Below are 26,146 nucleotides of genomic sequence, written 5' to 3'. Positions count from 1 at the left end.
ATGCAAATTAAAGACATTCAACAAAAAATCGGTACAACACCCGACGGCAAATGGGGCGAGCAGTCCAAAAAAGCCCTGCGTAAAGCCTTGGCAGATGGCATGGTGATTCAAATCACGCCCAACATCACGCTAAACGAGCTACTAGCCAGCCAAACGGCATCACGCAACCGCATTGACAATATGCCAGACCATGCCACATTACAAAACTTGATTGATAGCGCAGAGAACTTGTGGCAACCCGCTCGTGACATTCTAGGGCAGCCAATTCGTATCACCAGTGGCTATCGTTCACCAGCTCTAAACAAACGCATTGGCGGGGCGAGTAATTCGGCGCATAAGCACGGCTTTGCCATTGATTTTAGCTGCCCTGCCTTTGGTGTGCCAGCCAAAATCGTGCCGTTTTTGGTGCGTGAATTTAAAAAGCGTGGCATTAAGTTTGACCAAGCCATCATCGAATACCCAAAGCGTCCGAACAGCTGGGTGCATTTGGCGTATAAGCACCCGAGTGGGCGGCAGCGGCAAAGTAGCTTTACGATTGGCTAACACAACAATCCCCCAAGTTCTCAGCTTGGGGGATTTGTTTTATTTTTCAAATCGTTCGTTGTCATATTGCAACAACAAATCAATCAACACTTGCTTTTTATTTGGCAAATCTTGCCAAATTTCATAAGCCGTGCGTTCATCGTCTTTTGACAAGTTAAAACTTGCGCTTATGCCTTTAACGTTGTTGCGTTCTTTATATTCTTGGTTGCGCTGTAGTTGTGTCTTGCTCATTTTTCCTGCTCGTATTCGTCCAAATCTACCGTGTAATGTTTGCTCACCAGCATAGCCTCTGCGATATTCGGCATGGCTTTGTAGTTTTTGATGGCGATGTCTTTGATTTTGTCCATGGCTTCGTGGATTTGTTGCAAGTCATCTACGCCAACAGCATATTCTAATTGTTCAAACGCGCTAAAAAAATCACTTTGGCGCTGGCTTACCCATTCTTGTACCAGTGCTAATTTGTCTTTTGGGTTGTTAATGCGGCGCACTCGCTGACTGATGGATTTTTTGTTCATATTCTCCTTATTTCACCCCTTAATAATTTTCGCCTGCCAGCCCTTCCAGCCAATGTTTAGTCTTGCCGCCTGCGCCAGCCCATTACTTGCGTTGCAATATTCGCCGCCCGTGCCACGCTTACCACCTTGACGTTTCCACACCGTATCGGCTTTGGCAAATAATTCTGGGTGATTTCGCACAAAGTGCTGTAGGTTGCTAAACTCAAACCTTTGACCGCTTGGTGATATAATGAGCCAGCGTTTGGCATTCACATTGGTTTCATACCTGCCCGATTTTGGGCTAATTTTGGCGGCGGCTGTTGCCAGCTCTTGCGTGTGCGGTGGTGGCACTGCCTTGCGAGTTACCTTATATTTTCGCCTTGGTTTGCGTTTTGCCATGCCTTGTGCGCCAAATTTGGTGCGCATTTTTGCCACCGAATCAGGGTGGCGGCTCAGCAGCTGGGCAATCTCGTCATTATGCTTTGTCCAATCCACGCTTTCCCAATCGGCGCGGCGGTTTTTTTGATGGGCAATCATAGCCGCCAAAGCCGTTTCGTGGTTGCTTGGTTTTGCCATTTTTAAGCTCCAAAGCCCTGCACTTGGCAGGGCTGGTTATCTTAGTTAAATGCTTGGTTTAGTGCGTGGATAATGGCACTTGCTTGGTCTTCTAGGTCTGTTTGCCCTGCATCTGCTGCAATTTCATGCACCTTTTCGCCATGTTCATCTGCCATTTGTGCAATCAAATCAATGGCTTCTTGCTGATTGGCGACAACTGCATTCCACCAGTTATAGTTGTCTTGGCTTGTGATGTATTCTACATAATCATCGCCAATGTAGCCATGCACAGGCTTAAATTGACTGTCGGTGTTTTCGCCAAATCCGCCGTGGTTGCCGATGAAATCTTGTAGTAAGTCGCAACCGTTTTTTGGGTCAATTAGCTCGTTTAGAGTTGCGATTTCGTTGGTTTCAATGATAAGTACTTGCATGATTTTTCTCCTGCCCTAGTAGGCGTGTTAGTTCAGTTTTCCATCAACCATCTTTGGTTGATGTGTGTATTATAGTATGATAATGGTTACAAGTCAAGCATTATTTTTAAAATTTTTTAATTTTTTCAAAAAAAATTGTGCTTGACATGAATTTTGGGCTGCTGTACTATGTACGTACAAGCCAATGCTTGTGCGCTTGATAAGCGACCACGCCACAGGGTGTGTGAATTAGAATATTATTGTACGGCTAGTGATACAACAGCCCAAAAAAAGCCGAGGCGTTATGCTTTGGCTTTTTGCTTGGCAATAAGCTCATCTAAATAATCCGCCCATGCTTGCATCATTTCTGTTCGCCGTTTTATAAATTTTGTGCGGTTATATGCTGTACCGTTGGCGTCTTTGACGACGTGTCCTAATTGCATTTCAACGTATCTTGGGTCAAATTCCAGCACTTCTTCTAAGATGGTTTTTGCGCTGGCACGAAGCCCATGCAGTGTTTGTAGGTCTTGAAAGCCGTTTGCTCGCACCCACGCGGAAATCGTGCGGTTTTCAATGTAGCCTTCTTTGCGGCGCACCGAACAAAACACATAGTCTTGCCCATGATAACTGATGGTTTCTTTGATGATTTTTATTGCTTGGCGAGATAAAGGAACGATAAGCTGAACACCTGTGCTTTTCTTGGTTTTTGAGGGTGTGAATCGCCATTGGTTGAGTTGCCAGTCAATATCATCGCAGTGCATTTGCGCCAATTCACCGGGGCGCACGAATAGATAGGGGGCTAATTTTAAAAATTGCTGATTGATGAAAGATAAGCCCGGCAAGCTGTCTTGGTGTATGAAGCGTAAAAATTGTGAAAATTGCTGCGAGTCGGTCAGCGCAGGGCGATTGCCTTTTTGGTGTGCTTGGTGGGTGTTGGTAAGTTGCCGTGCCACATTGGTGTCAATCAGGCGGCGACCTAATGCAAAATCTAGCACTTGGGCGATTTTTGTTTTGACGCAACTTGCGATAAGTGAGCTGTGTTTTTCTGCAACGGTTTCGCAGATGGTCAAAATATCATGGCTGGTTATTTTAGCAACAGGGATTTGCGCCAAATAAGCGTTGGCATAGCGCAAGTAGCGTTCTGCGCTTTGCTGGGTTATTCTTGAGTAGTTTTGTTGTGATAGCCATTTTTCGCCGACACGCGCAAATGTATTTTGCAAAACATTAACTTCGTTTTGCGCCAGCATTCTTTTGTGTTCTTGCGGGTCAATGTTTTTGGCAAGTAGGGCGTTATATTCATCGCGCAAGGCTCGTGCGTCCACAAGGCTGATTTGCGGATAAGTGCCAAGCGACATCATGGTGCGTTTTTTGATGTAGGGCTTGGCGTAGCTAAAATGCCAAGTTTTTTTGCTGCTGACGCACAAAGACAAGCCTGCGCCATCGTATAGGCGATAAGGCTTATCTTTTGGTTTGGCGATTTCTATCTGTTTGTTGGTTAATGGTTTGATGGTTCGCATTGTTCTGCCTTAAATCTTACTACTAATCTTACTACTATTATTGCGCTATACCGAAAGATTGCCAGCGACAATAACAGACGATAAGAGAAAATAAAGCAAAATAAATCAATAATTTAGCAGACATCTACAGACAATGAACGACAGTCAAAGAACTATGTGGTCATTTTCCAGTCAAACGGCATTTCATGGTGTCCACGCAGCGCCATCATCAGCGTTTGCTGCATATGCTGCAGTACTTCAGCGGTGTAAGGAATCGCAGGCGTGCCCCACACAGGATTTGGCCAGCGTGAGTCGTTCTGGTAGCGGACGATGTGGTGAAAATGCAGCTGCGGCACTTGATTGCCAAGCGCGGCAACGTTCATTTTATCTGCGCCAAAAATCTTTGCCATCTGGCTAGAAACCCAGCTAGACTCACGCAAAAACTGCACTTGGTCGGCAGCTGACAATTCATAAATTTCCTTAACGCCAGATACGCGCGGCACCAAAATCAGCCACGGAAATTGGCAATCGTTCATCAAACGCACAGTAGACAGCGGAAAATCGCCCACCAAAAACGTGTCTTTGGCTAAGGTTGGGTGTAGTTGAAACATGGTAAACTCTTGATATTTTTATTAAATTTAACTTCTAAATCGCACACGGCGGCAATCATAAACCAAAATCGCTCGCCAACAAAAATCTTAACTTAAAATCATAAATGCAGCTGGGTTAAATTTTACCCAAATTAACGTGGTATTGTAGCACAAAATTTAGATAAAATCTTATGCTTAGCACGAAAATTTAAGCGTACAGGATTTTTCGTAAATTAAGCCGCCGAACTTAGTAAAATGTGCTACAATGAATGCGTTTATACAGTCTTAAAACAGCGAAACCTTGCAACGACAAGGCGAGCTTATTTTATGTTGCCAGCCAAATGGCGGCTTTTACTCAACCATCACAAAAAGGTGCAATATGACCATCGTTAATATGAAGGATTTGGATTTAACGGCAAAGCGCGTACTGATTCGTGAAGATTTGAACGTGCCGATTAAAAATGGCGTAATCACAAGCGATGTGCGCTTGCAGGCTGCCTTGCCAACGCTCAAGGACGCTTTGGCGCAAGGTGCGGCGGTGATGGTGGCATCGCATTTGGGTCGCCCAACCGAAGGTGAGCCTGCAGACGAATATTCGCTTGAACCAGTGGCGAACTATCTGGCGCAGCACCTAGATTTTCCTGTGTCTTTTTCAAAAGATTATCTGGACAATGGCGTGGACGCCAAAGCAGGCGAGCTTGTGGTGCTAGAAAACGTGCGTTTTAATCATGGCGAGAAGAAAAACAGTGCTGAATTATCCAAAAAATATGCCGATTTGTGCGATGTGTTTGTCATGGACGCATTTGGCACGGCGCACCGCGCGCAGGCTTCTACTGAAGGCGTGATTCGTGCGGCAGCAGCGGACGGCAAGGCGGTGTGCGCAGGGCATTTGCTTGCGGCTGAGCTTGATGCACTGGCTCGTGCGCTGGATAATCCAGAAGCGCCAGTGCTTGCGATTGTGGGCGGCTCAAAAGTCTCCACCAAACTTGACGTTTTGACAAGCCTTAGCGAAATGTGCGACAGCATCGTGGTGGGCGGCGGCATTGCCAATACTTTCCTTGCGGCAACTGGCGTGAACGTGGGCGCGTCTTTGTACGAGCCTGACCTTGTGGACACCGCCAAAGCCATCATGCAAAAAACCAACATCATCTTGCCAAGCGATGTGGTGGTGGCGGACAAATCACAAATTGATTTTGATGACTTTTTGGGCTTACTTGCCAAGGCGGACGCCATCAGCAAATCGGTGAGTGAAATTGGCGAAAATGAGATGATTTTGGACGTGGCGGCAGACAGCGCAGCACGCATCGCCGAAGCGGTGAAAAACGCCAAAACAATCCTGTGGAACGGCCCTGTTGGCGTGTTTGAAGTGGATCAATTTGGCGAAGGCACCAAAACGCTTTCTTGTGCCGTAAAAGACAGCGCGGGCTTTAGCATTGCAGGCGGCGGCGACACCTTGGCAGCCATTGATAAATATGACGTGGCGGCAGGGGTGAGCTACCTTTCTACAGGCGGCGGCGCGTTCCTAGAATTCGTGGAAGGTAAGACTTTGCCAGCCATCGCAGCATTGGCGGACGCTTCTTAATTGCAGCCTTTTAGCCAAAGGCGTAAGCGGACAAAATTGACGAATTGTAATTTTTTGTTACGTTTTTGGCTTTGTGCTTGTGAAAGCATTGAAAAACCGTTAAACTATTTGTGAAATGATTGTCAGTTATGGGCGTTTAATCGTACGACTGGCATGATTTAAGACAATAATTTGCAAGAGATTTCATCATGAAAAAAATTCTAGCTCTATCTGCAATCGCAGCCGCTGCTTTGGCATTGGCGGCGTGCAGCCAAGAAACCAAAGACAAAGCCGCAGAAGCGGTGGAAGCTGCAAAAACTGACGTAGCGGACAAAACCGCTGAAGTGGCAGCCAAAGCTGAAGAAGCTGCTAAAGACGCAGGCAACGCAACCGCTGACGCAGTGGGTGCGGCCGCTGATAAGACCGCTGAAGCCGACAAAGATGCTGGCGAAGCAGTGGCAGGTGCAGCAGCAGACGTGGCTCAAAAAGCTGAAGATATGGCACAAAATGCACAATCAGACGCTGAGCACGCTGAACACACCGCTGAAGAGCAAGTACCAGAAGAGCAAAAGTTCTAATTTTGGCGTGATTGCACATCTGCCAATGCAGATTTGATGATAAAACCCAGTCTGATGATTGGGTTTTATTTTTTGGTTTTTTGGAAGCTGCTTTGAAGTTGATCGCCAAACAACCATCTATTAAATGGCCGTTTATTGCAAGGCGTTATGGTTGAAATTTTGCCGTCTTAGCGATATAATGGCGATGGCTGTCTTTTATAGACCTTTATTCTCATTTTAAACCCAAGGGGAGAGCTTTATGGCATTGGTTTCTTTGCGTCAGCTACTTGACCACGCTGGCGAAAATGCTTATGGATTGCCTGCGTTTAACGTAAACAACCTAGAACAAATGCGTGCCATCATGATGGCGGCGGATAAGACCGATTCACCTGTGATTGTGCAAGCGTCAGCAGGCGCACGCAAGTACGCAGGCGCACCGTTTTTGCGTCATTTGATTTTGTCAGCCATTGAAGAGTGGCCGCACATTCCTGTGGTGATGCACCAAGACCACGGCACCAGTCCAGCCGTTTGCCAACGCTCTATCCAGCTTGGTTTTAGCTCGGTGATGATGGATGGTTCACTTAAGGAAGACGGCAAAACCCCAGCAGATTATGACTACAACGTAGGCGTAACTCGCGAAGTGGTAAAAATGGCGCATGCGTGCGGCGTGTCGGTAGAAGGTGAAATCGGCTGTCTTGGCAGCTTGGAAACCGGCATGGCAGGCGAAGAAGACGGCGTGGGTGCAGAAGGCGTGCTTGACCACAGCCAGCTTTTGACTTCAGTGGAAGAAGCGCGTCAATTCGTTGCTGACACTGGCGTGGACGCATTGGCGATTGCTGTTGGTACATCGCATGGCGCGTACAAATTCACTCGCCCGCCTACTGGCGATATTTTGGCGATTGACCGCATTAAAGAAATTCACGAAGCCTTGCCAAACACGCACCTTGTGATGCACGGCTCAAGCTCGGTACCGCAAGAATGGCTGCAAATCATCAACGAAAATGGCGGTAACATCGGCGAAACTTACGGTGTGCCAGTGGATCAGTTGGTTGATGCCATCAAGCACGGTGTGCGTAAAATCAATATTGATACCGATTTGCGCTTGGCAAGCACAGGGGCGATTCGCCGCTTCTTGAACGAAAATCCAGCTGAATTTGACCCACGCAAATATTTGGCTGCGTCAATCAAAGCGATGGAAGGAATCTGTGTGGCGCGCTACGAAGCCTTTGGCGCAGCGGGTAACGCCAGCAAAATTCGCCCAATCAGCCTTGAAAACATGGTAAGCTACTACAGCTAATCTTGGCAAAATAAGCAAACCCAGCAACAAACGCATTTGCGAAAGGTTGTTGGGTTTGTTGTTTATTTGGCGATTTGTTTTGTGCTGACTTGATAAACAATTGCAAAGTGTGTGGTGATGATATTGTCATTGCTTAATCATTGCTTTGTGTGTATAAAATTAACCATTGCCCTTGTGTACAAATCGCACAAAATTTCGTCAAATACAGTGATATGGTAGAAAATTTATGATTGGTATGATTAGCGGTAAGGTGGTGTATTTAAGCGCACCGCAAGCCTGCATAATGACTACAAGCGGTGTTGGCTACGAAGTGGAGCTGCCTGTACCGTCTTTTTGTACGCTGGCATTGGACGCTGAAGCGACGATTTACACGCATTTGCACGTCCGTGAAGATGCGCAGCTGCTATTCGGTTTTGCACAAAAACAAGAGCGCGATGTGTTCCGTAAGTTGATTAAAATCAATGGCGTGGGTGCAAAAATGGCGTTGGCGATTTTATCCACACTGTCAGCCGATGCACTAAAACGCGCGGTGGACATGGACGATGATTCGGCGCTGGTGAGCGTGCCGGGCATTGGCAAAAAAACCGCTCAGCGTTTATTGATTGAATTAAAAGGCAAGCTTAATGAATTTGGGCAAGCGAGCGACTTTGGTGGACAAGGCGAGTTTTTTGACAGCGCCATGTCTGGCACGAGCGTCATGCACGCCATTGCCGAAGCAGAAAGTGCGCTGATTAGCCTAGGCTACAAAGAAAAAGAAGCGCAAAACGCCATCAAGAAAGTTCAGCCAGAGCTTGATGTGATGGATACGCAAAGCCTACTAAAAGCCGCCTTGAAGCAGTTGTCAGGGTTTTAGCGCTGTTTTAAATGGCAGTTTCCAGAGTGAATTAAAAACCGTCTTGTTTGTGCAAGACGGTTTTTGGTGAAGTGTGTATCACTGTGAAATTAGGTCAGTTTGGCTATTTAATTGACATCGCCAATCATCAGCATATCTAAAAGCGCTTGCGTGTTTGCTGAGCGTGTCAGATTTGGGTTGGTAACCACGCCCAAATGCCGCTGCAGTTCAATGCTTTGCGCCATGTCAATTTTCACCAAATCTTGATTGATTAAGGTTTCAGGCAGCACCGACCAGCCAAGCCCAATGGACACCAGCATACGAATGGATTCTAGTGGATTGGTGCTCATGGTGGCATAAGGGCGCAGATTGTGCTTGGCAAATTCTGCAAGCGTGATTTGGCTGGTAAAAGTGTTGGCGGCTGGTAAAATCGCAGGGTGGTGCGCCAGTTGCAGCAGGCTTACTTCGCTTTTTTGTGCCAGCGGGCTGAGTGTGCCTGTTACAAAATACAGCGGATCAGACCACAGTGTGTGGTAGTTTAGGCGGCGATCAAAGATTGGTGGCAGGGTCAAAAACGCCAACGCCACTTCGCCATCAAGCACCGCTTTATGCGCTTCTTCGCTGTCCATAAAGCGTACTTCCAGCTGCACGGCAGGGTAAATTTGAATAAACTGCTTAAGCACAGGTGCAAGATGATGTAGTCCAATGTGGTGGCTTGTGCCAATTACCAAGCGACCCGTGGCGGTTTCCTTAGAATGCTGCAGGCTTGCGCGGCACTGCTCATAATCATCAAGCCAGCGTTTGGCGTAGGGCAAAAGCTCGTGCGCCGCCGCCGTGGCGATGATACCACGCCCCACCGTGTCAAAGAGTGTGGCACCAAATTCATCTTCTAAGTTTTTAATGCGCTTACTGACAGCAGGCTGCGTGATGAATAGCTTTTCAGCCGCGCCAGAAATACTTCCTGTCTGCATGACGGTAACAAACGTCGCAAGGTTGGTGGTGTTCACGTCATTTCCTTTAAGTTATTGATTGTTAAAGTAAATTTAATAAAAATGGGCTGATAAAATCAAGGCTGGCAAATTATCGATTTGGCTTTGATGACCGACATCTGGTGCGAGTTATCTTTAATGCGATTTCAAAAATTTTGGCATAAAAAACGTACAAACCAAATCTTTTATTTGTATTTTACAAAACATCAAGCAAAACTGCAACAATCTTTACGGTGTGTCTTATCCAAGTTGGGCTTGGCTTGACAGGGTTTTGTTGTGCTTACCAACATCACCAAATCATCGCAACCTTATCAAACAATCGATTTTATCACACAATCGGCTTTCTGCGATAAAATAAAATTCCCGGAATGGATAGACCCAGCACCAAAGCGCTGATGATAAAAATTGCCGTAAAAAAGTGGTGCATCATGGTAACAAACAGCTCCATGCTAAAGCCAAAATAACCGATTTGCACCATGCTGACCATCGCTTTATACGCCGCAATCCCCGGCATTAGGCAGATGGTGCTTGGTACGATGAGCGCCTTTGGTGGCAGGCGCAGGCGTTGGGCAAAATACACACCCAAAAAACTTGCCAGCATTGCCCCAAAAAACGTCGCCACTGCCAAATGCACGCCAAACAACGCCATCAAAGACTTTGCGCCAAAGCCCAGTGCCGTCATCAGCAGGCAATAGCCGATGTAACGGCTTGGCAAGGTGAACATCAAACACCAGCCAAACGTAATCAAGCAAGACAGTAAAATATCGCCAAATAGGGCGGTGATGGCTGTCAAATTCATCATTCAAGCCCCCAATGTGGAATTTGTAATAAAATCAGCGCAATCACAATGCCTACGCACGCTGACAGGGTGAGCATGGTGGCAAACATCCAGCGACCCACGCCCATGTTAATATAGCCTTTTAGAATGTCAGACAGCGCATTGATGATGGGAAATCCCGGCACGAGCAGCAGCACGCTTGCCGCCACCGCGATGTCTGCGTTATGCCCAAGCTCCAAAAAGTACGCCAGCGCACCCAAAAGCGTCGCCACAAAGGCGGTGATGATAACCACCACAAAAGGATTGAAATGATGGGCCGATAAAAATACGCGCGTACGCATGGCGCAAAAGCCCGCCACCAGCGTAATGCACGCCACTAAAAGCCCGCCATCGTTCAAATAGGCAAAACTTGCGCAGGATAATCCCACCGCCAAAGACATGGGTAGATTTGGATAGGCGCTGCGGTCAATGGCGTCCAGCCGATTTTCAATTTCCTGCACCAGATTTTCGGTTTTGCGTGTGGCTTCAGCGTGCAGGACGATTTGCTGAATTTGCACCAAAATGCTGACGTTAATGCCTTGATGGACGGTGTTGCGCGCGGTGGTGATGCAGCGTCCATTATACAGTGTGGTGAGCGTGATGGCATTAAACGACAAAGCGCACTCCACACCGCCCACGCCCAGCGCAAGACCCAGACGCTTGGTCAAATCCACGACCACCGCCGATTCGCCGCCGTATTGCATGAACAATAAGGCAGAGCGCACGCAAAGCCGAGTAATGCGCTGCTGCTCTTCGTGGCTGATGTAGGGCAGGCGTTTGGCGCAGGTGTTGGTTTGTGGATTGGCTGGATTTGGCGCAGTGGCGGCAGTTGTCATGATTGGGTTTGGCTTACAACAAATTTATGCGCCTATTGTAAAACCTTTGTCAAGAAAAATCATCAAAAATATGCCGATTTGCGCTAAATTTGGCTTAAAATTCGCTGTTGGATTTGTTCAGGAATTTTGCAAGTTTGATAATACAGTTTTGCGATTGGGTGTTGTTATAAACATTGGTTATAAAATCTGGTTATAAAATCTGGTTGTGAAATTGGTTATAAGGTTTTGCTGTATGGTTTTTTAGGTGAAAGAGTGGTGATGAATACTGGTTCGGTGCCGCTTGCCACACCCAAAGGTTGAAATTTTTGACAAACGTGCTACACTCATCAAGTTAAGCAGGGTTAAAATGCCGTGCAAATCCATTTTAAAAGTACGTTTATAAGTTAAAAAATTAAGGAAATTTTATGGCGACATTATCCATCATGCCTGCGGTGTGGGCAGCTTTTGCTTTGTGGACAAATCCGCCAGAGGGCAGCGCTGTCATCAGCACTTATGAAATGCCTGCGATTGCTGGCTTGTGGGAAGTTGCCGTGCCGACAGAAAATGGCGTGTGCTATGAGCGCTATAATTTTGCCCAAGATGGCAAACTGCGCACCACGAGCGCCCAAGAAATCACCACAGGCAGCTATGCTTTTATGTATCCAGAAGATTTGACCGAGCTGCCCATCATCGCCACCACCACTGAGCAAGACAACAACGCCGCCGATTGCGCTGGCGAGCAAATTGACCAAACGGGAGACGGCTTTGCCGCCTTCGTACGCTTGGATAATAAGCACAGCCCAACGGTGATGACGTGGTGCAGCGATGCCGAAGGTGAAAATTGCCCAACCGTATTTAAGCGTATTTTGCCTTGAGGTGATGACAGGCGTAAATTTTAGCGTTTGCAGCGTTCATCAACGAATAAACCAATAATCATAACCAACGATTTGGTAATTGCAATCATAACAAACTTTTTATATTAAAACCCATTGCAAAAGCACAAAAGGGTGCTATAATCGGCTAAATCGTTTTATTTTTAAGGATACCATCATGAGTTTAGCAACCCAACAAGGCAAAATGTGGCTAGATGGCGCGTTGATTGAGCAGCCAGAAGCCAAAGTTCATGTACTGACGCACAGCTTGCATTATGGCTTGGCGGTGTTTGAAGGTGTGCGTGCTTACCAAACGCCAGACGGACGCACGGCGATTTTTCGCTTGGCGGAGCATACCGAACGCCTACTAAACTCGGCAAAAATTTTCCAAATGAACGTTACTTACAGCTTTGATGAGCTGGTACAAGCCCAAAAAGACGTGGTGCGTGAAAATGGTTTGGCGTCTGCATATATCCGTCCTTTGATTTGGGTTGGTTCTGAGAAATTGGGCATTGCCGCCAAGGACAACACCATTCATGCGGCGGTGGCTGCGTGGCATTGGGGTGCGTATTTGGGCGAAGATGGCATCAAAAACGGCATTCGTGTTAAGACTTCAAGCTACACGCACCATCACCCAAACGTTACTATGTGTAAGGCGAAAGCTGCCAGCAACTACCCTGTGTCTATCCTTGCCAACCAAGAAGTTACACGCAACGGCTACGATGAAGCCATCTTGATGGACCCGCAAGGCTATGTATGCCAAGGCTCTGGCGAAAACTTGTTCTTGGTGAAAAATGGCGAGCTGCACACACCTGATTTGGCAGGCGGTGCGCTGGACGGCATCACACGCCGCACCATCATTGAGTTTGCTAATGATTTGGGCATCAAAGTGGTGGAACGCCGCATTACTCGTGATGAGTTTTATTTGGCGGACGAAATCTTTATGACGGGTACGGCAGCGGAAGTTACGCCAATCCGTGAATACGATGACCGTGTGATTGGCAAGGGCGGACGTGGCGAAATTACCGAACAACTACAAAGCCTATACTTTGATGTGGTACAAGGCCGCAACGACAAATACAAGCATTGGCTAAGTTTTGTTGATGAATAATCATTGGTTTGCCAAATGAATAAGAACGCACCAAATCGTTTGATGATGGTGCGTTTTTTGTAGACGGTTTTTGTGGGTGGTTTTTGACAAATTATCCATTTGGCTATTTATAAACGTTGCCAAAATTGCTATAATTTAGGGCGTTTTAGTTTCGGTTTAAAACTAAATCTAAATTGCGCTGGGCGTCAGTTTGCAAATATTCACATGATTGCCAAGCGTACACAAATTCATTTATCACCTAAGCTGATTTGGCGATTAACCTTTTGAGCAGTACCGTGCCACATAAATTTTTCACCCGCCTTAGTGCCATTTCTTTGATTATCACTGCCTGTACACTGGCTGCGTGCAGCGAACCACAGCCTGTAAACGAACCAAAACTTGCGTCTAGCCAACCATTAGTCAAGCAAAGCGATGGTGCTTTATCATCAGTCATCGCAGATTTTATCGGCTGCTACACGGTCAGCCATGATGAGCCAGCGCAAATCAAACTGTCTGAAAAAGACGGCAAATTGGTCATGCAAATGAAAGAAGCGGCGAATAAAGGGCGCGTGTGGGACAGCCCAGAACCGCTTGAAGCACTAAGCATGGCAAAGGGCTGGCAGTATTTTAACGTCAATGCGCTGGATTTGGACAGTCAAGATGTGTCGGCTGTCGTGGCACGCCCTGATGGCATGATGGCACTTGCCAAGGTGCGTGCAGAGGCGGCTAACGTCAATCCGCTTTTAGACAGTGAATACGTCGCTTACATCGTGCGCGGCACAAATACCATTTATAAAGTGGCGTGCGACGATACGCCAACGGATTTGCTGGGTGCGCAAGGACACTAAACAATTTAACAAACGTTTTCAATGATTTAATGGCGATTTCAGCGATTTAAAAATTGATGAATTGCAGATTGGCAAGTTGAGAAATTTGTCAGACAATTTTAAAAACGAATTGATAAAAGAGCATTTATGGGATTTTTGGGTTATCTTTTGATGGGTGGCGTGGTTTATACCGCAGGATTTTTCATCAACCTAAAACGACTTGCCAAAGGGCGTGCGGCAGGCGAAGAGTATTCACTGACGCACCCTGTGATTTTGGGCTATTTGGCGGCGTGTTTTGGCGTTATGCTCATCGTGAGTGCGCTGATTGGTCGCTTTATTTTGGCGCATGAAGGCATGGATTGGGCGTTTATCGTGGTGAATAGCTTGGTGGCGACTTTCGTGTTTTATTTTGGGCTAAATCCTGACACATCAAAGATGAATTTGCCAAATTGAGCGTTTGGCAAGTATTTTATGCACAAAAACGCATTTATCAAAAAAAGTGAATTTACAACATCGCCTTTTTGGCGTATCATTTGGTACTTGGGTGAGAACAATTTTATTAGGAGAAAGTTATGTCAAACAAATTGTTTGATTTGATTGAATCATCAGGCGCAAAGTGGGTGGATTTTCGCTTCACTGACACCAAAGGCAAAGAAATCCACTTGACTTTCCCAGCCGACACGGTGGACGAAGACACGCTTGAAGATGGCAAAATGTTTGACGGCTCGTCTGTGGCTGGCTGGAAAGGCATCGAATCATCTGACATGATCATGCTACCAGACCCAGAAACGGCATATCTTGACCCATTTTATGAAGCGCCAACGGTCGTGGTTACTTGCGATGTGATTGAGCCTGAAACTTTGCAAGGCTACGAAAAAGACCCACGCTCAATTGCACGCCGCGCTGAGCAATATTTGCAACAAACAGGCATTGGCGACACCGCATTTTTTGGCCCAGAACCTGAATTTTTCGTCTTTGATGAAGTAAAATGGGACGTGGATCAATCAGGCGCACGCAGCACCATCGTATCAGAAGCGGCAGCTTGGTCAACCAATAAAGACTACCCATGGGGCAACAACGCCCAGCGCCCAAGCGTGAAAGGCGGCTATGGCGTGGTTGCGCCGATTGACCATTTCCATGATATGCGTGCGGTGATGTGCGATCGCCTAGAAGACATCATGGGTGAAGGCCGTGTGGAAATGCACCTGCATGAAGTGGCGTCTGCCCAGCAAGAAATCGGCATTTCTTTTAACACTTTGGTGAAAAAAGCGGACGAAGTGCAGCAGTTTAAATATGTGGTGCAGCAAGTTGCCAACCAATTTGGCAAAACCGCCACTTTCATGCCAAAGCCAATCGTGGGCGATAATGGCTCGGGTATGCACGTTCATATCTCAATTTCAAAAGATGGCACGAACATTTTTTCTGGCGATGAGTACGCAGGTTTGTCAAAAGAAGCCTTGTATTTCATCGGTGGCATCATCAAGCACGCTCGTGCGCTAAACGCCATCACCAACCCAACGGTGAACAGCTACAAGCGTCTTGTGCCGCACTTTGAAGCACCGATTAAGCTGGCTTATTCAGCGTCAAACCGCTCGGCTTCTATCCGTATTCCGCACGTTTCAAGCCCGAAAGCTCGCCGCATTGAGGCACGCTTCCCTGACCCTGCAACCAACCCGTACCTATGCTTTGCCGCACTTTTGATGGCGGGTCTTGATGGTATTGAAAACAAAGCCGATCCGGGTGAGGCAGCGGATAAAAACCTATACGATTTGCCGCCAGAAGAAGAAGCGCTGATCCCAACCGTGGCGGAAAACCTAGAAGCTGCGCTAAACGCCCTAAAAGAAGACCATGCGTTCTTGCTAAAAGGCGATGTGTTCAGCAAAGAGATGATTGAGTCTTATATTGAGCTGAAAACCCAAGAAGTGCAACTGCTGAACGAAGCGGTACACCCACTTGAGTTTGATTTGTATTATCGTGTGTGATATGATTGCACGCACCAAACCAAAAACGCAGGGCGAGAGTCTTGCGTTTTTTATTTTAAGCCATCTTTTTAAGTCATAAAAACCATCGGTGTTAAAACGTATCGCCTTGCATCTTAAAAATTCTTAAAATATGTCGTTCAAGATGTGCTAAGATAGCACTTGGATTGATGTATTTTTTATAATCATTATTGATAAACTTTTAATTTAACCTTGATAACTATGACACACACTGCCCATACGCCAAATGTTACCGATGCCGTAAATTCCACCAAAGAAATACAAACAACTTGGCTGATTGTTGGCGGTGGTGCGGTGGGTTTGACGCTGGCACTGAGTTTGGCAAAGCGTGGGCAGTACGTTTGTGTGATTGATGCCAAGCCTGAATTTGATGAGCGTGCATGGCAAGAAAAGCTGGCAAAACGAGACGCTCGGGTGTTTGCGCTAAGCCGTACCAGTGTCGGCTTGCTTGATGAGATTGGTGTGTACGATGCGCTGATTCGTAAGGCGGATTATACGCAAATGCACGTCTGGCAAGGCGATGGGCGTGGCGAGCTGCGTTTTGCTGCGCCAAGTTTAATCCCTGAATCCATGGGCTGCATGGTTGAGCCTGCGGTGCTGGAATACGCACTGCTTGAAAAAGCCAAAGATGACAAATACGCACCATTTTTGAGCATACTTCACGGCACGACACTGCTCGCCGACACGCTGGACGTACAAAAAGATGGCATTACATTGAAATTACAAAGTAATGATAATACAATCACTATAAAAACCAAAATGCTCATCGGCGCGGACGGCAGAGCTTCGGTAGTGCGCAGTGCGATGGGTATAGCGTGCGACCGCTTGGACTATGGGCAGATCGCCATTTGCTGCGCCATTCGCACCGAAAAACCGCACCAAAACACCGCGCGCCAAGCCATGCTGCCGACTGGCACGTTGGCGCTGTTGCCGCTGGCGAATTTACACGCTGATGATAATGATTTGTGGCAATCGGTGGTGTGGACGCTACCAAGTGAGCTTGCCAAGACGTATTTGGCGCTTTCTTATGATGAGCTTGCGCAAAAGCTGGCGTTGACGAGCGGTTTTGAGCTTGGGCAAATTCACGAGATTCAGTCGGTGGCAAGTTTTCCCTTATCAGCACAAGCCGCCAAAAGCTACACGGCAGCGCACACACTGCTGATGGGTGATGCGGCGCATGGTGTACACCCTTTGGCAGGTCAGGGGCTGAATTTGGGATTTTTGGACATTAAGGCATTGCTTGAGATTTTGACGTGGGCGCAGGCACGCAATTTGCCTATCAATCACCCAGCGGTGTTAGCACGTTATGAGCGCGCCAGACGTGGGCATAATGCGCTGATGATGCATGGATTTTCCGCCATCAATGCCGCCTTTGCCAGCAGCGTCATGCAATATAAGCCGCTGCGTTTTATGCGCAGTGAAGCCGTGCGCTTGGTGGGAAAAAGCCCGTCTTTATTGGCGTTTTTTAATCGTCAGGCGGGCGGGGTGTAGTTTTTGGTGGGTGTTTAAAATTTGGGGGCTGTGCCAGATTTAAACAGGCAAGTTTTCATTAGGATTGAGCATTTGGTAATACTCGGAGATTTTTTCACATATTGGATATGATGCTTTAAAGTGGTAGCTGCTGCGCACATCAATGGTGGCTTTGTTTGCTGTGTTTAAAATGCGATTTACAAATTTATCCAGCGCAAACCGATTGGTATCATCAAATGACAGCATAAAATCAAGTGCTTGATCAAAGCCTTGCATGATTTCTTTGGCGATAGTCTCCGCTGGTTTTTGATAAAATCCACGCCCTGAAAAATTATAATAACGCGCTTTTTCAAAATTATCTGCCGACAAATACCCGCAGCCGCCAAAATGATCATACACATAGACAGGTTTTTGACTTAGTATGGCGTATTGCACCGTTTTGCCAATGGTAATAATCGCATCATATTTTGATATAACCTGCGGCGTTACTCTGTGGGAATTTCCAAAATCCATGCCAAGAAAATGAACCTGAATGTTCTTTTGTTGCAATAAGACTGCGGCTTGAAAAATTTCTGGCGGCACATGATTGGACACAACTAAAATTTTATTCAATGTCTTAGATGTGTTGGTCTGCATAAAATAATTTGGTGCTGCGTTATTAGACACCAAAATATCATGTTCATTGATGGTAAATTCCAGTAATTTATCCTTGGTTTCTTCGCTGTTGGCAACGTACAGCACGTTCAGGGGGGGCTTGTGCGCATGTGCGACAATGCACTCAATTCCAGCATTTCATAGGGAGATAAATGCACTGAAATGAGTTTGATGTTTAAATTGTCATATAATTTGTTTTTGAACAATAAAGGAAAAACGCAGTGTTGCGACCATACCAAATCAAATTGATGTAAATTAATCTTTTCAATGTCGTCAATGACATCGCACGGATTAAACAGTCCAATCACAGGCAAACCTGTGCAATTTGCATAGACTTTTACAGTGTGGTAATTTTGTTTGAAATACTCATACAGCTCGACAATTTGCATTTCAGAGCCGGCAAAGTTCTTTAAATGATTTGTCAAAAGCAGGGCGTTCATTAAATTTCCTATCAAAAATAAAAAAGTTGGGGCTGTAGTAGATAAAGTTTATATTCCGCACCATTTTCACAGCCTGCAGGTTAAGCAAAGCGAAAACCCAACAATAAGCCAAGAGCTGTTTTGTAGGTTAGGCTACGCTTGCGCTACCCCAGCCCACAAATCTGAAATTCAACACTGAAAAATATCCATTTTGAACATCGAGTATTTTTATTAACTCTCAAATCCTTCTTGAATTTGTGTTTTATAGTCATAAAGCAGGGGCAAGATGGTGTTTACCGCCCAATCGTGGCGATAACCTTGCAAGCCTGCAGGCAGTTTATCCAGCGGTAAATCCTGCGCCACCATCACCAGCAGTTCGCTAATCCAGCGGCCACGCAGCAGCAGATTTTCTGGCACATTGATGGCAAGGCTGTAGGCTTGTACGGCTTTATCTAGCGGTTTTTTGAAAGTTTTTTCTTTGCTGCGGTAGGTGGGCGGCGGTAAAGGCGGAAACTCGCTCGCTGGCAAATTCGCCGCCTCTTTAATCAGGCGCACGATTTCATCGCCATATTTACGCAAAGATGCGCGGTGAATGGTGGTGCGTGCCAGCATTTTAATGGTTTGTGGCATGGTGTCAATGATTTCACGCAGCGCCTGCCGACTGATGATGAAAGTGCGCGGCTCATTGATGGCGCGCGCCAGCACTTCACGCCACGCCACAATGCGTTGCAAGGCGGCGATTTGCACAGGCGTATAATGCGGCGCGCTAAATTCTAGGTACAGCGCATCATCGCTCATGTTGGCGGTGCTGTGTAATTCGTGGGCGTACAGCGTGCTGTCTTCACGGACAAAATCCAAGGTGTTCGCTTGCGTCAGCGCATCTTTGGTGGCTTCGTACAGCGCCAGCAAATAGCGCACATCGTCCGCCGCATAGCATTCTTGCTCATAAGTGAGCGGACGTGCCAGCCAGTCGGACTGACTTTCGCCCTTATCCAGTTCCACGCCCAGCACTTCAGACACCGCTTGCGAGTAGCCCGCTTGCAATTTGCCCGTCAAATACGCAATGCCAATTTGCACGTCAAACACGTTATCAAGCGGTGCGTTTTTTGCCAAGAGATAAAAAATCCCCAAATCTTCACCGCAGGCGTACCAAACCATCGTTGGCACTTCAATCAACGCCGCCCAAAAGTCTTGTAAATCAAGGCGTGGCGCGTCCACCAAATAAATCGCACGCCCAGTATTCACCTGCACTAACGCCAAAATCGGATAATAAGTCGTGCGCTTGATAAACTCAGTATCCAGCGCCACCACGTCCACCGAATCAATCTCGTCAATCAGCTGGTACAAGCCATCTTCATCACGCACCCACACCACAGGCAGCTCTTCAAGGGCGATGCGGTCAATGCTTGCCTTAGGAAAGGTAAAGCGGTCTTGTGAATTAACGTTATCGGTTGAATTTTGGGAGTTTGTGGTGGGATTGGTGGCAGGCATATTGGGATTTTGCGCTTGATTTGCTGAATTTTCTGGGTTTATGGATTGAACTTTTGACATAAAAGATGGACTTAAAATGGGCAGACGTTGTTTTAAGAAAATGGACTAATTGGCGATGACAACTTTGAAATGATGGAAACTGCTGGTTGGGCGGGTGGATAAAAAGTGAAAAAGGCGGTTTAGATATGCAAAAACTCACGCTTAACAAGCGAACCGCTGCAAACACAAAACACGCCAGTTGGTATTTAGGTGGCTTGGCTTGAAGCAAATAAAAGCTAATCAAATAAAAGCTAATCAAATAAAAGCTAATCAGATAAAAGCTAATCAGATAAAAGCACGATTTTGTAAGGCTTGGTGCAGTGTTAGGCTGTCCACAAATTCAAGCTCGCCGCCCATCGGAATGCCTTGCGCTAGGCGAGTGATTTTCCCCACGAAAGGGCGTGCGGCATCGCTGATGAAAAAGGCGGTGGTTTGCCCTTCAACGGTTGCGCCAGTTGCCAAAATCAGCTCATCAATCGCAGAATTTTTCAGTCTGATGATCAGCTCGTCAATGTGTAAATCGTCTGCGTTAATGCCGTCAATGGGTGATAAATGCCCACCCAGCACAAAATAGCGCCCACGAAATGCGCCGCTTTGCTCAATTGCCATCACGTCTGCTGCGCTTTCTACCACGCAAAGTTCGCTGTCGCTGCGGCGTACATCGGCACAAATCGGACAGATGTCATCATCGCTAAAAGAGTGGCAGCGGCTGCACTCTTTGATGTCGCACATGGCGGTTTCTAACGCTTGGGCAAGACTGACGCCTTGTGGGCGTTTTTTGGAAAGCAAATGCAAAGCCATGCGCTGAGCGGATTTTTGCCCAACGCCCGGTAAAACTTGCAGCTGCTTGACCAAATGCTCAAATTTTGGTGTGAGCATCAGCCGAACAAGCCTTGCATGCTCTTTGGCAAGCCCATGCCAGTGGTTGCACCAGCCATTACTGATTCGTGCAGCTCGTCCGCTTGGCGCACTGCGTCATTTATGGCAGCAGCCACCAAATCTTCAATCATGTCTGGCTCATCGTCCATCAAACTTGGGTCAATGCTGATGCGCTTCACCACATGACGACCTGTCATGGTAACTTTCACCAAGCCATTGCCTGCTTCGCTATGCACTTCTTTGGTGGCAAGGCTGGCTTTGGCAGCTTCTACGTTTTTTTCTACTTGTTTTTGCATGGCTTGCGCCTGCTGCATGAGTGCTTGAATGTTCATAAATACTCCTTGAAATTATGCGATGGCTTGCGATTGTGCGCTTGGTTTGCGGCATTAAAAGCTACGGCTGCTTGGCGGCAATCACCATCAAAAAACGGCTAATTATAACATAAGTAATGATGTAAATTGAAGACCGAAATATCTGCAAAATTACACCGTACCAAAGCATACCGCTTATAGAGACGAAGGCGTTAATGTGCCTGACGAAAGAATTGGCAAGCTTGAAAGGGGACGAGCGCATTCTTTTGATGAAGAAATGTATATTGCCAAACGAAATGCACTGGCTGATGAAATCGACCAAGAAGGCGAGCTTAATGTTGTACAAAATTCAGTCAATCGTTTGAATATGCCTAATTTTTGAGCATATTGACAAAAAAATACATAAAATCTCAAGAAAAATTGAAATTAAGGGTGTGTAGGGCTTGATTGTAGACCTAAAAACGGATAGAATGCCTTATAAGCATATCTTAATAATAAAGTAAGTACTGCTAAAGTAATCTAAGAGCCGTTCAAAGGCGGCTCTCTGCCGACGGTCAAAGGCTGTAAAACCTTTGGCGTTTTCCACAAAAACTGCGCAAAGCGCGATTAAGAGGTAATAATGCTCAAACCAAACATTCTTACTCTGGCAGCTTGTGCTGCCGCAACCGTAATGGTTGGCTGTGCGACCACAGCTTCCCACACCGCTCAAGAGCGCGCGGTCAATTTTCCAGACCCTGCCAAGGTGAAAATGAATGTGCAAAATCACAATGAAGGCACATTCCCAAACCTTGAAGATTTGTCAAAAATCAAAGAGGGTATGACCCGCGCACAAATCTATGATTTGATTGGCGAACCACATTTTAATGAAGGTTTGCGCGTGAAAAATTGGACTTATCTGTTCCATTTCCGTACAGCGCAAGGCGTAGAAACCTGTCAGTACAACATTGGCTTTGACAAAGACAAAAGAGCACAAGCATTCCATTGGAACCCTGTGACTGAAGGCACGATTTGTGAAAACGCATCAATGCCAAAGCAAGCAACGACTGTTGTTAAGTACATTGAGCAAGCTGCACCAGTAGTTGCAACGCCAGCACCAAAAACACCGCATCGTATTACATTGACAGATACGTTCCGTTTTGATGGTTACGCATTGTCAGATCTGACAGATGAGGGTAGAGCTAAGCTAAATGAAGTTGCTCGTGCACTTAAAGATTTTGACGACCTAAAAGGTGTGTTTGTAGTAGGTCATACTGATCATTTTGGTACTGATGCTTACAACATGGATTTGAGCCAAAAACGTGCTGATACTGTAGCGCGCTATTTAATCCATCACGCAGGCGTGGCAGCCAATCTTGTTAAGCATATGGGCGCAGGCGAGACTGAGCCTTTGGTGCACTGCCGTGCAGACATGCCTAAAACAGCACAAGTCGATTGCTTGACACCGAACCGTCGTGTCACCGTTGATATTGATGGCTATTTAATAAGCCATTAAACCCCACCCGCGCAATTCTCCATCCATAATCTTTGATTTGGGTGGAGATGTAAGCGGTTAGCCTAATCCGATAACAACCATAGCTGATGCGCTAGGACCTAGCGCTGTATAAAGAGTTCCCCCACTAAAGGTGTAAGGTTTAGTGGTGGGAGGGGTCAAGAAGGTGAAATATGAACAAAATATACAAACTAGTCAGAAACTCTTTGGGCCAGTACGTTGCTGTATCTGAAATTGGTAAGTCTGCCATTAAAGTAGGTGCAAAAGCCGCCATCGTGGGTGCAGTTGCGTTGGGTTCGGTAGGGGCGAATGCCGGTCTCGTTTTTGACAATACAAGCTTTAGCTCAGGTTCAACATATGCAGGGCATGGGTCTATTTCTAATAGCAACATTGAATGGTCAGGTACCGGTACATATTGTGGAACTGGGCAATATCATGCAAACAATGATTTTGTAACGAGCCGGATGTGTCATCACGGGTTTTTTAGCGACCCCAAACGTGTTCGTTCAGTTGCGACTGGTGATGGAGCTGCAGCATTTGGTGGCGCAACTAGAGCAACTGGTACGTTTTCTTTTGCTGCTGGCAAAGAAACAAATGCGATTGGTCGATATGCTGTAGCGTTGGGTGAAGAAAATACCGCTGTAGGGAATGCTTCTTTTGTTGGTGGAAATGAATCGCAAGCAAACGCAAGTAGAAGTTTTGCATATGGGTTTAGAACAATCGCTTCAGGTTCAAATGCCTTTTCTTTAGGTGCTTCAAATATCGCTTCTGGCAGTAATTCATTAGCTGCGGGCGCTAGTAACATTACCTTTGGTCCCGCATCAGCTGCTTTGGGCATTCGATCTTTAGCGACTGGTAGAGCATCTGTGGCTATAGGTGAAGACGCACAAGCTCTCTCTCATTCGGCAATTGCACTTGGCGCAAACGCCATTGCTGGTGCTGGCTCTTGGACTGATATAAATGGGAAAGAAGTGACAGATCTTGAGGTTATCAAGAAAAGCCTCAGCATACCTAGACCTCAAACCAATTCGGAATTTCTTGCTTACAAACCTACAGTTAGACAAGTGATTGCAATTGGTGATAACGCGAAAGCTGTACACAATGGCTCAGTTGCTATAGGCTCTAATGCTGTTTCGGCAACAAATGCAGTCGTAACCACAAATACCATCGCAGGTACAACCTATAATGTGGTATCAGGAACTGAAAATGTAGGTGCGTTGTCAATCGGCTCGGAAACCATCAAGCGCCAAATTAAAAATGTAGGCGCAGGCGAGGTCTCTGCTACCAGTACCGACGCTATTAACGGCTCACAATTGCATGGAACAAACACTGCCATCAATACACTAAATATCAAAGTAGATGCTAACAAAGCTGCTCAAGATATTGTGAATGACGCCCAAGCGCAGTACAACAAAGAAAATGACGCTAAGAACGATGCGCAGGATAAAGCGATTACTGCTGCCAAGACTGAAGTAGCTAAAGGCAATGGTATCAATGTAACTGAAAGAACAGGTGCAAACGGTCAGTCTGTGTATACCGTGTCTTTGATTGATGACAACTTGGTTAAATATGATGACCCAAGCAAAACGTCAGTAACGTTTGGTGGTGTTGGCGCAACTGCTCCAGTGAAGCTAACCAACGTACAAGCTGGCGATATTTCAGCTGACAGTACAGATGCTATCAATGGTTCACAGCTACACGAAACTAACACAGCGGTCAACAATCTAAACGTTAAGGTAGACGCTAATAAAGCGGCACAAGATGCTTATAATGCAGCGAATGACGCTAAAAATGCAGAACAAGACAGAGCGATTGCTGCTGCCAAGACTGAAGTTAAGCAAGGTGATGGCATTGCTGTGTCTGAAGGCACTGGTGCAAACGGTCAGTCTATCTACACCGTAGCTTTGGATCAAAAAACCAAAGATACTTTGGCGCAGGTTGAGAAAAAAGCTGATAAAGACTACGTTGATAGTGAAAACAGCAGACAAGACAGCGACATTAAAGCCGCAAAAACTGAAGTTGCTGCAGGCACTAATATCGCAAGTGTAACTCAAACCACTGGCGCAGATGGCCAGTCTATCTACACCGTAAACGCCAAAGGTTCAACCAGTGACGCAGGTTCTGATTATGTTACTGTTGAAGGCGTAGATATGGGCGATAACACCACTAAGTACGTCCTAGATTTGTCAGACAAGAGCAAAGCTGTACTTGATGATGTGAAAAACAAAGCCTATACAGCTGACGTAGACGCTAAGAATGCCTTGCAAGATGCGGCAATCGACAAAAATGCCGATGACATTGCAGAGCTTGACGGCATTGCCGTTAAGTATGACAGCAAAGACAAGACTTCTGTAACACTTGGCGGTGATGGCGCGGCTGAACCTGTAGCATTGACGAATGTGAAAGATGGCGACATCTCAGCTGAATCAAAAGATGCTATCAATGGCTCACAACTGCACACTGTAGTTCAAGAACAAGCCGCAACCGACAAAGCACAAGATGACGCAATTAGAGCAGCCAAGACTGAAGTTAAGCAAGGTGATGGCATTGCTGTGTCTGAAGGCGCTGGTGCAAACGGTCAGTCTATCTATACCGTAGCTTTGGATCAAAAAACCAAAGATACTTTAGCTGAAGTAGACAAAAAAGCCTATACAGCTGACGTAGACGCTAAGAATGCCTTGCAAGATGCGGCAATCAAAGCTGCCAAATCACAAGTCAAAGCTGGCTCTAACATCGCTGGTATTGTTGAGACTAAAGGCGCAGATGGCCAGTCTATCTACACCGTAAACGCCAAAGGTTCAACCAGTGACGCAGGTTCTGATTATGTTACTGTTGAAGGCGTAGATATGGGCGATAACACCACTAAGTACGTCCTAGATTTGTCAGACAAGAGCAAAGCTGTACTTGATGATGTTGCCAATAAGGCAGACAAAACCTATGTAGACAGAGAAGTTAAAGCTGCTAAGACGGAAGTTAAGGCAGGTACCAATATCGCAAGCGTTGTAGAAACTAAAGGCGAGAACGGTCAGTCTATCTACACTGTGAATGCGCACAATAACACCACAGAAGTAGGTTCTGAATATCTGTCTTTGACGAACACTGCTGGTCCGAACAACACCACTGTTCAAACCGTAGATCTATCAGACATGACTAAAGCCGCCTTGGCAAAAATTGACGGCAAAGCAGACCAAACCTATGTGGACAGCCGTTTTGGTGATGTAAACAATCGCCTAGACGCACATGAGCGCAGATTTGGCGAGCTTGACGATAAACTAGAAGCTCAAGGCGCTTCTGCTATGGCAGTAGCTGGCTTGCTACAAAGTTATCGTGCAGGTCAATCAAACGCTTCTGTTGCTATCGGTCAAAACGGCAGCAAACAAGCCATTGCGTTTGGCGTGAATGCGCTATCTGATGGCGGTAAGTGGGGCGTGAAAGCCACTCTAGCTGCTAATACAGAGAAAAACGTATCAGGCAGCGTAGGTGTTGGCTGGTTCTGGTAATCAGCAAACCATGTTGCGCGCTATACCTCGGGCGCACAACAAACCCCCAGCCTTAACGGACTGGGGGTCTTTTTTGACCTTGAAAGCGCTGCTATCGCGCGCAGGGGTTTGGGTATAGTGTTTTCTTTTTGTTTTCTCCTTTAGGTTTA

General features: G+C 46.4%; 30 protein-coding genes and 2 pseudogenes. 17 read left to right on the top strand and 15 right to left on the bottom strand.

Translation table 11 applies throughout. The features are described from left to right. The gene (locus B0181_RS04960; RefSeq protein ID WP_078276403.1) at positions 1–543 is read left to right on the top strand and encodes a D-Ala-D-Ala carboxypeptidase family metallohydrolase; all 543 of its coding nucleotides are present in this window, start codon (positions 1–3) and stop codon (positions 541–543) included. Between the two features lie 39 nt (positions 544–582). On the opposite strand, the gene B0181_RS04955 is transcribed toward B0181_RS04960, so the two are convergent. The 6 genes from B0181_RS04955 to B0181_RS04930 form a co-directional block, all read right to left on the bottom strand. Beyond that, positions 583–774, bottom strand: a complete 192-nt coding sequence (locus B0181_RS04955) for a hypothetical protein (RefSeq protein ID WP_078276401.1) — start codon at positions 772–774, stop codon at positions 583–585. Further along, positions 771–1,058 (bottom strand): hypothetical protein, encoded by a 288-nt coding sequence (locus B0181_RS04950; RefSeq protein ID WP_078276399.1) that lies wholly within the window; start codon positions 1,056–1,058, stop codon positions 771–773. Before B0181_RS04950 ends, B0181_RS04955 begins: the two co-directional genes overlap by 4 nt. 12 nt (positions 1,059–1,070) lie before the next feature. Beyond that, positions 1,071–1,613 (bottom strand): hypothetical protein, encoded by a 543-nt coding sequence (locus B0181_RS04945; protein WP_174900346.1) that lies wholly within the window; start codon positions 1,611–1,613, stop codon positions 1,071–1,073. 41 nt (positions 1,614–1,654) lie between these two features. Next, on the bottom strand, positions 1,655–2,023 hold the full coding sequence (locus tag B0181_RS04940; RefSeq protein WP_078276397.1) for a hypothetical protein: 369 nt from the start codon (positions 2,021–2,023) through the stop codon (positions 1,655–1,657). Between the two features lie 281 nt (positions 2,024–2,304). Next, positions 2,305–3,519 (bottom strand): tyrosine-type recombinase/integrase, encoded by a 1,215-nt coding sequence (locus tag B0181_RS04935; protein WP_078276395.1) that lies wholly within the window; start codon positions 3,517–3,519, stop codon positions 2,305–2,307. Positions 3,520–3,671: 152 nt separating this feature from the next. Continuing rightward, entirely contained in the window at positions 3,672–4,109 is a 438-nt protein-coding gene (locus B0181_RS04930) for an HIT domain-containing protein (RefSeq protein ID WP_078276393.1), read from the bottom strand. 358 nt (positions 4,110–4,467) lie between these two features. Between B0181_RS04930 and B0181_RS04925 the strand changes: the two genes are divergently transcribed. The 4 genes from B0181_RS04925 to ruvA all read left to right on the top strand — a co-directional run bounded on the left by B0181_RS04925 (position 4,468) and on the right by ruvA (position 8,356). After that, entirely contained in the window at positions 4,468–5,670 is a 1,203-nt protein-coding gene (locus B0181_RS04925; protein WP_078276390.1) for a phosphoglycerate kinase, read from the top strand. Between the two features lie 188 nt (positions 5,671–5,858). Beyond that, complete coding sequence (locus B0181_RS04920; protein ID WP_115338193.1) at positions 5,859–6,227, top strand: hypothetical protein; 369 nt, start codon at positions 5,859–5,861, stop codon at positions 6,225–6,227. 238 nt (positions 6,228–6,465) lie between these two features. Next, on the top strand, positions 6,466–7,503 hold the full coding sequence (fba, locus tag B0181_RS04915; RefSeq protein WP_078276388.1) for a class II fructose-bisphosphate aldolase: 1,038 nt from the start codon (positions 6,466–6,468) through the stop codon (positions 7,501–7,503). Positions 7,504–7,729: 226 nt separating this feature from the next. Continuing rightward, positions 7,730–8,356, top strand: a complete 627-nt coding sequence (ruvA, locus tag B0181_RS04910) for a Holliday junction branch migration protein RuvA (protein ID WP_078276386.1) — start codon at positions 7,730–7,732, stop codon at positions 8,354–8,356. A gap of 107 nt (positions 8,357–8,463) precedes the next feature. On the opposite strand, the gene B0181_RS04905 is transcribed toward ruvA, so the two are convergent. The 3 genes from B0181_RS04905 to B0181_RS04895 form a co-directional block, all read right to left on the bottom strand. Continuing rightward, complete coding sequence (locus B0181_RS04905; RefSeq protein ID WP_078276384.1) at positions 8,464–9,342, bottom strand: LysR family transcriptional regulator; 879 nt, start codon at positions 9,340–9,342, stop codon at positions 8,464–8,466. Positions 9,343–9,652: 310 nt separating this feature from the next. Next, positions 9,653–10,126, bottom strand: coding sequence for a threonine/serine exporter family protein (locus tag B0181_RS04900; protein ID WP_078276382.1), 474 nt, complete (start codon positions 10,124–10,126; stop codon positions 9,653–9,655). After that, positions 10,123–10,914 carry a threonine/serine exporter family protein gene (locus B0181_RS04895; protein ID WP_242620131.1) on the bottom strand — a complete coding sequence of 264 codons (792 nt, stop codon included), beginning with the start codon at positions 10,912–10,914 and terminating at the stop codon, positions 10,123–10,125. The genes B0181_RS04900 and B0181_RS04895 overlap by 4 nt, the downstream gene beginning before the upstream one ends. 61 nt (positions 10,915–10,975) lie before the next feature. Here B0181_RS04895 and B0181_RS04890 point away from each other — a divergent pair, with 61 nt between their 5' ends. The 7 genes from B0181_RS04890 to B0181_RS04860 all read left to right on the top strand — a co-directional run bounded on the left by B0181_RS04890 (position 10,976) and on the right by B0181_RS04860 (position 17,236). Beyond that, positions 10,976–11,173, top strand: a complete 198-nt coding sequence (locus B0181_RS04890) for a hypothetical protein (protein ID WP_078276379.1) — start codon at positions 10,976–10,978, stop codon at positions 11,171–11,173. Positions 11,174–11,381: 208 nt separating this feature from the next. Beyond that, positions 11,382–11,831, top strand: coding sequence for a hypothetical protein (locus tag B0181_RS04885; RefSeq protein WP_078276377.1), 450 nt, complete (start codon positions 11,382–11,384; stop codon positions 11,829–11,831). 175 nt (positions 11,832–12,006) lie between these two features. Continuing rightward, positions 12,007–12,939 (top strand): branched-chain amino acid transaminase, encoded by a 933-nt coding sequence (locus B0181_RS04880; RefSeq protein ID WP_078276376.1) that lies wholly within the window; start codon positions 12,007–12,009, stop codon positions 12,937–12,939. Between the two features lie 275 nt (positions 12,940–13,214). Then, on the top strand, positions 13,215–13,766 hold the full coding sequence (locus tag B0181_RS04875; RefSeq protein WP_078276425.1) for a hypothetical protein: 552 nt from the start codon (positions 13,215–13,217) through the stop codon (positions 13,764–13,766). 126 nt (positions 13,767–13,892) lie between these two features. Next, complete coding sequence (locus tag B0181_RS04870) at positions 13,893–14,198, top strand: hypothetical protein (RefSeq protein WP_078276374.1); 306 nt, start codon at positions 13,893–13,895, stop codon at positions 14,196–14,198. Positions 14,199–14,317: 119 nt separating this feature from the next. Then, complete coding sequence (gene glnA, locus B0181_RS04865; RefSeq protein ID WP_078276372.1) at positions 14,318–15,727, top strand: type I glutamate--ammonia ligase; 1,410 nt, start codon at positions 14,318–14,320, stop codon at positions 15,725–15,727. A 219-nt stretch (positions 15,728–15,946) separates the two neighbouring features. After that, entirely contained in the window at positions 15,947–17,236 is a 1,290-nt protein-coding gene (locus tag B0181_RS04860) for an FAD-dependent oxidoreductase (protein ID WP_078276370.1), read from the top strand. 39 nt (positions 17,237–17,275) lie between these two features. Here B0181_RS04860 and B0181_RS04855 read toward each other — a convergent pair whose 3' ends face one another. The 5 genes from B0181_RS04855 to B0181_RS04835 all read right to left on the bottom strand — a co-directional run bounded on the left by B0181_RS04855 (position 17,276) and on the right by B0181_RS04835 (position 21,029). Next, on the bottom strand, positions 17,276–17,956 hold the full coding sequence (locus B0181_RS04855; protein ID WP_078276369.1) for a hypothetical protein: 681 nt from the start codon (positions 17,954–17,956) through the stop codon (positions 17,276–17,278). A gap of 2 nt (positions 17,957–17,958) precedes the next feature. Beyond that, positions 17,959–18,309, bottom strand: coding sequence for a hypothetical protein (locus tag B0181_RS04850; RefSeq protein ID WP_078276367.1), 351 nt, complete (start codon positions 18,307–18,309; stop codon positions 17,959–17,961). A gap of 210 nt (positions 18,310–18,519) precedes the next feature. Then, positions 18,520–19,839, bottom strand: coding sequence for a ribonuclease D (locus tag B0181_RS04845; RefSeq protein ID WP_242620128.1), 1,320 nt, complete (start codon positions 19,837–19,839; stop codon positions 18,520–18,522). Between the two features lie 264 nt (positions 19,840–20,103). Further along, positions 20,104–20,697, bottom strand: coding sequence for a recombination mediator RecR (gene recR, locus B0181_RS04840; RefSeq protein ID WP_078276366.1), 594 nt, complete (start codon positions 20,695–20,697; stop codon positions 20,104–20,106). Continuing rightward, positions 20,697–21,029 carry a YbaB/EbfC family nucleoid-associated protein gene (locus tag B0181_RS04835; RefSeq protein WP_078276365.1) on the bottom strand — a complete coding sequence of 111 codons (333 nt, stop codon included), beginning with the start codon at positions 21,027–21,029 and terminating at the stop codon, positions 20,697–20,699. The genes recR and B0181_RS04835 overlap by 1 nt, the downstream gene beginning before the upstream one ends. Positions 21,030–21,225: 196 nt before the next feature. Here B0181_RS04835 and B0181_RS12065 point away from each other — a divergent pair, with 196 nt between their 5' ends. The 3 genes and pseudogenes from B0181_RS12065 to B0181_RS12500 all read left to right on the top strand — a co-directional run. Beyond that, positions 21,226–21,390 carry a hypothetical protein gene (locus tag B0181_RS12065; RefSeq protein WP_158078935.1) on the top strand — a complete coding sequence of 55 codons (165 nt, stop codon included), beginning with the start codon at positions 21,226–21,228 and terminating at the stop codon, positions 21,388–21,390. A gap of 366 nt (positions 21,391–21,756) precedes the next feature. After that, positions 21,757–22,500 (top strand): OmpA family protein, encoded by a 744-nt coding sequence (locus tag B0181_RS04830; RefSeq protein WP_158078934.1) that lies wholly within the window; start codon positions 21,757–21,759, stop codon positions 22,498–22,500. A gap of 170 nt (positions 22,501–22,670) precedes the next feature. Continuing rightward, a pseudogene (locus B0181_RS12500) lies at positions 22,671–22,784 on the top strand (ESPR-type extended signal peptide-containing protein); the annotation flags it as partial. Between the two features lie 185 nt (positions 22,785–22,969). On the opposite strand, the gene B0181_RS12360 reads toward B0181_RS12500, so the two are convergent. Then, complete coding sequence (locus B0181_RS12360; RefSeq protein ID WP_242620129.1) at positions 22,970–23,335, bottom strand: hypothetical protein; 366 nt, start codon at positions 23,333–23,335, stop codon at positions 22,970–22,972. Between B0181_RS12360 and B0181_RS12495 the strand changes: the two are divergent. Further along, positions 23,328–23,624, top strand: a pseudogene (locus B0181_RS12495) (hypothetical protein); the annotation flags it as partial. The gene B0181_RS12360 and the pseudogene B0181_RS12495 overlap by 8 nt on opposite strands. A gap of 60 nt (positions 23,625–23,684) precedes the next feature. Next, the gene (locus B0181_RS04825) at positions 23,685–25,997 is read left to right on the top strand and encodes a YadA-like family protein (protein ID WP_249024906.1); all 2,313 of its coding nucleotides are present in this window, start codon (positions 23,685–23,687) and stop codon (positions 25,995–25,997) included. Positions 25,998–26,146: the final 149 nt, after the last annotated feature.

It is taken from the genome of Moraxella caviae (genome assembly GCF_002014985.1).
GTDB classification, from domain to species: Bacteria; Pseudomonadota; Gammaproteobacteria; order Pseudomonadales; family Moraxellaceae; genus Moraxella; species Moraxella caviae.
This window is presented reverse-complemented; position numbering and strand designations above follow the sequence as displayed.

What these genes read in the sequence shown, in the direction of transcription:
- B0181_RS04940 (WP_078276397.1), bottom strand. Translation starts at nt 2,023, where the DNA reads ATGCAAGTACTTATCATTGAAACCAACGAAATCGCAACTCTAAACGAG.
- B0181_RS04960 (WP_078276403.1), top strand. Translation starts at nt 1, where the DNA reads ATGCAAATTAAAGACATTCAACAAAAAATCGGTACAACACCCGACGGC.
- B0181_RS04850 (WP_078276367.1), bottom strand. Translation starts at nt 18,309, where the DNA reads ATGAACGCCCTGCTTTTGACAAATCATTTAAAGAACTTTGCCGGCTCT.
- B0181_RS04935 (WP_078276395.1), bottom strand. Translation starts at nt 3,519, where the DNA reads ATGCGAACCATCAAACCATTAACCAACAAACAGATAGAAATCGCCAAA.
- B0181_RS04930 (WP_078276393.1), bottom strand. Translation starts at nt 4,109, where the DNA reads ATGTTTCAACTACACCCAACCTTAGCCAAAGACACGTTTTTGGTGGGC.
- ruvA (WP_078276386.1), top strand. Translation starts at nt 7,730, where the DNA reads ATGATTGGTATGATTAGCGGTAAGGTGGTGTATTTAAGCGCACCGCAA.
- B0181_RS04955 (WP_078276401.1), bottom strand. Translation starts at nt 774, where the DNA reads ATGAGCAAGACACAACTACAGCGCAACCAAGAATATAAAGAACGCAAC.
- B0181_RS12360 (WP_242620129.1), bottom strand. Translation starts at nt 23,335, where the DNA reads ATGCCCAAAGCAGCTGATGCGGGACCAAAGGTAATGTTACTAGCGCCC.
- B0181_RS04845 (WP_242620128.1), bottom strand. Translation starts at nt 19,839, where the DNA reads ATGTCAAAAGTTCAATCCATAAACCCAGAAAATTCAGCAAATCAAGCG.
- recR (WP_078276366.1), bottom strand. Translation starts at nt 20,697, where the DNA reads ATGCTCACACCAAAATTTGAGCATTTGGTCAAGCAGCTGCAAGTTTTA.
- B0181_RS04870 (WP_078276374.1), top strand. Translation starts at nt 13,893, where the DNA reads ATGGGATTTTTGGGTTATCTTTTGATGGGTGGCGTGGTTTATACCGCA.
- B0181_RS04880 (WP_078276376.1), top strand. Translation starts at nt 12,007, where the DNA reads ATGAGTTTAGCAACCCAACAAGGCAAAATGTGGCTAGATGGCGCGTTG.
- B0181_RS04835 (WP_078276365.1), bottom strand. Translation starts at nt 21,029, where the DNA reads ATGAACATTCAAGCACTCATGCAGCAGGCGCAAGCCATGCAAAAACAA.
- B0181_RS04830 (WP_158078934.1), top strand. Translation starts at nt 21,757, where the DNA reads ATGAATGTGCAAAATCACAATGAAGGCACATTCCCAAACCTTGAAGAT.
- B0181_RS04950 (WP_078276399.1), bottom strand. Translation starts at nt 1,058, where the DNA reads ATGAACAAAAAATCCATCAGTCAGCGAGTGCGCCGCATTAACAACCCA.
- B0181_RS04900 (WP_078276382.1), bottom strand. Translation starts at nt 10,126, where the DNA reads ATGATGAATTTGACAGCCATCACCGCCCTATTTGGCGATATTTTACTG.
- B0181_RS04860 (WP_078276370.1), top strand. Translation starts at nt 15,947, where the DNA reads ATGACACACACTGCCCATACGCCAAATGTTACCGATGCCGTAAATTCC.
- fba (WP_078276388.1), top strand. Translation starts at nt 6,466, where the DNA reads ATGGCATTGGTTTCTTTGCGTCAGCTACTTGACCACGCTGGCGAAAAT.
- B0181_RS04920 (WP_115338193.1), top strand. Translation starts at nt 5,859, where the DNA reads ATGAAAAAAATTCTAGCTCTATCTGCAATCGCAGCCGCTGCTTTGGCA.
- B0181_RS04945 (WP_174900346.1), bottom strand. Translation starts at nt 1,613, where the DNA reads ATGGCAAAACCAAGCAACCACGAAACGGCTTTGGCGGCTATGATTGCC.
- glnA (WP_078276372.1), top strand. Translation starts at nt 14,318, where the DNA reads ATGTCAAACAAATTGTTTGATTTGATTGAATCATCAGGCGCAAAGTGG.
- B0181_RS04925 (WP_078276390.1), top strand. Translation starts at nt 4,468, where the DNA reads ATGACCATCGTTAATATGAAGGATTTGGATTTAACGGCAAAGCGCGTA.
- B0181_RS04890 (WP_078276379.1), top strand. Translation starts at nt 10,976, where the DNA reads ATGATTGGGTTTGGCTTACAACAAATTTATGCGCCTATTGTAAAACCT.
- B0181_RS04885 (WP_078276377.1), top strand. Translation starts at nt 11,382, where the DNA reads ATGGCGACATTATCCATCATGCCTGCGGTGTGGGCAGCTTTTGCTTTG.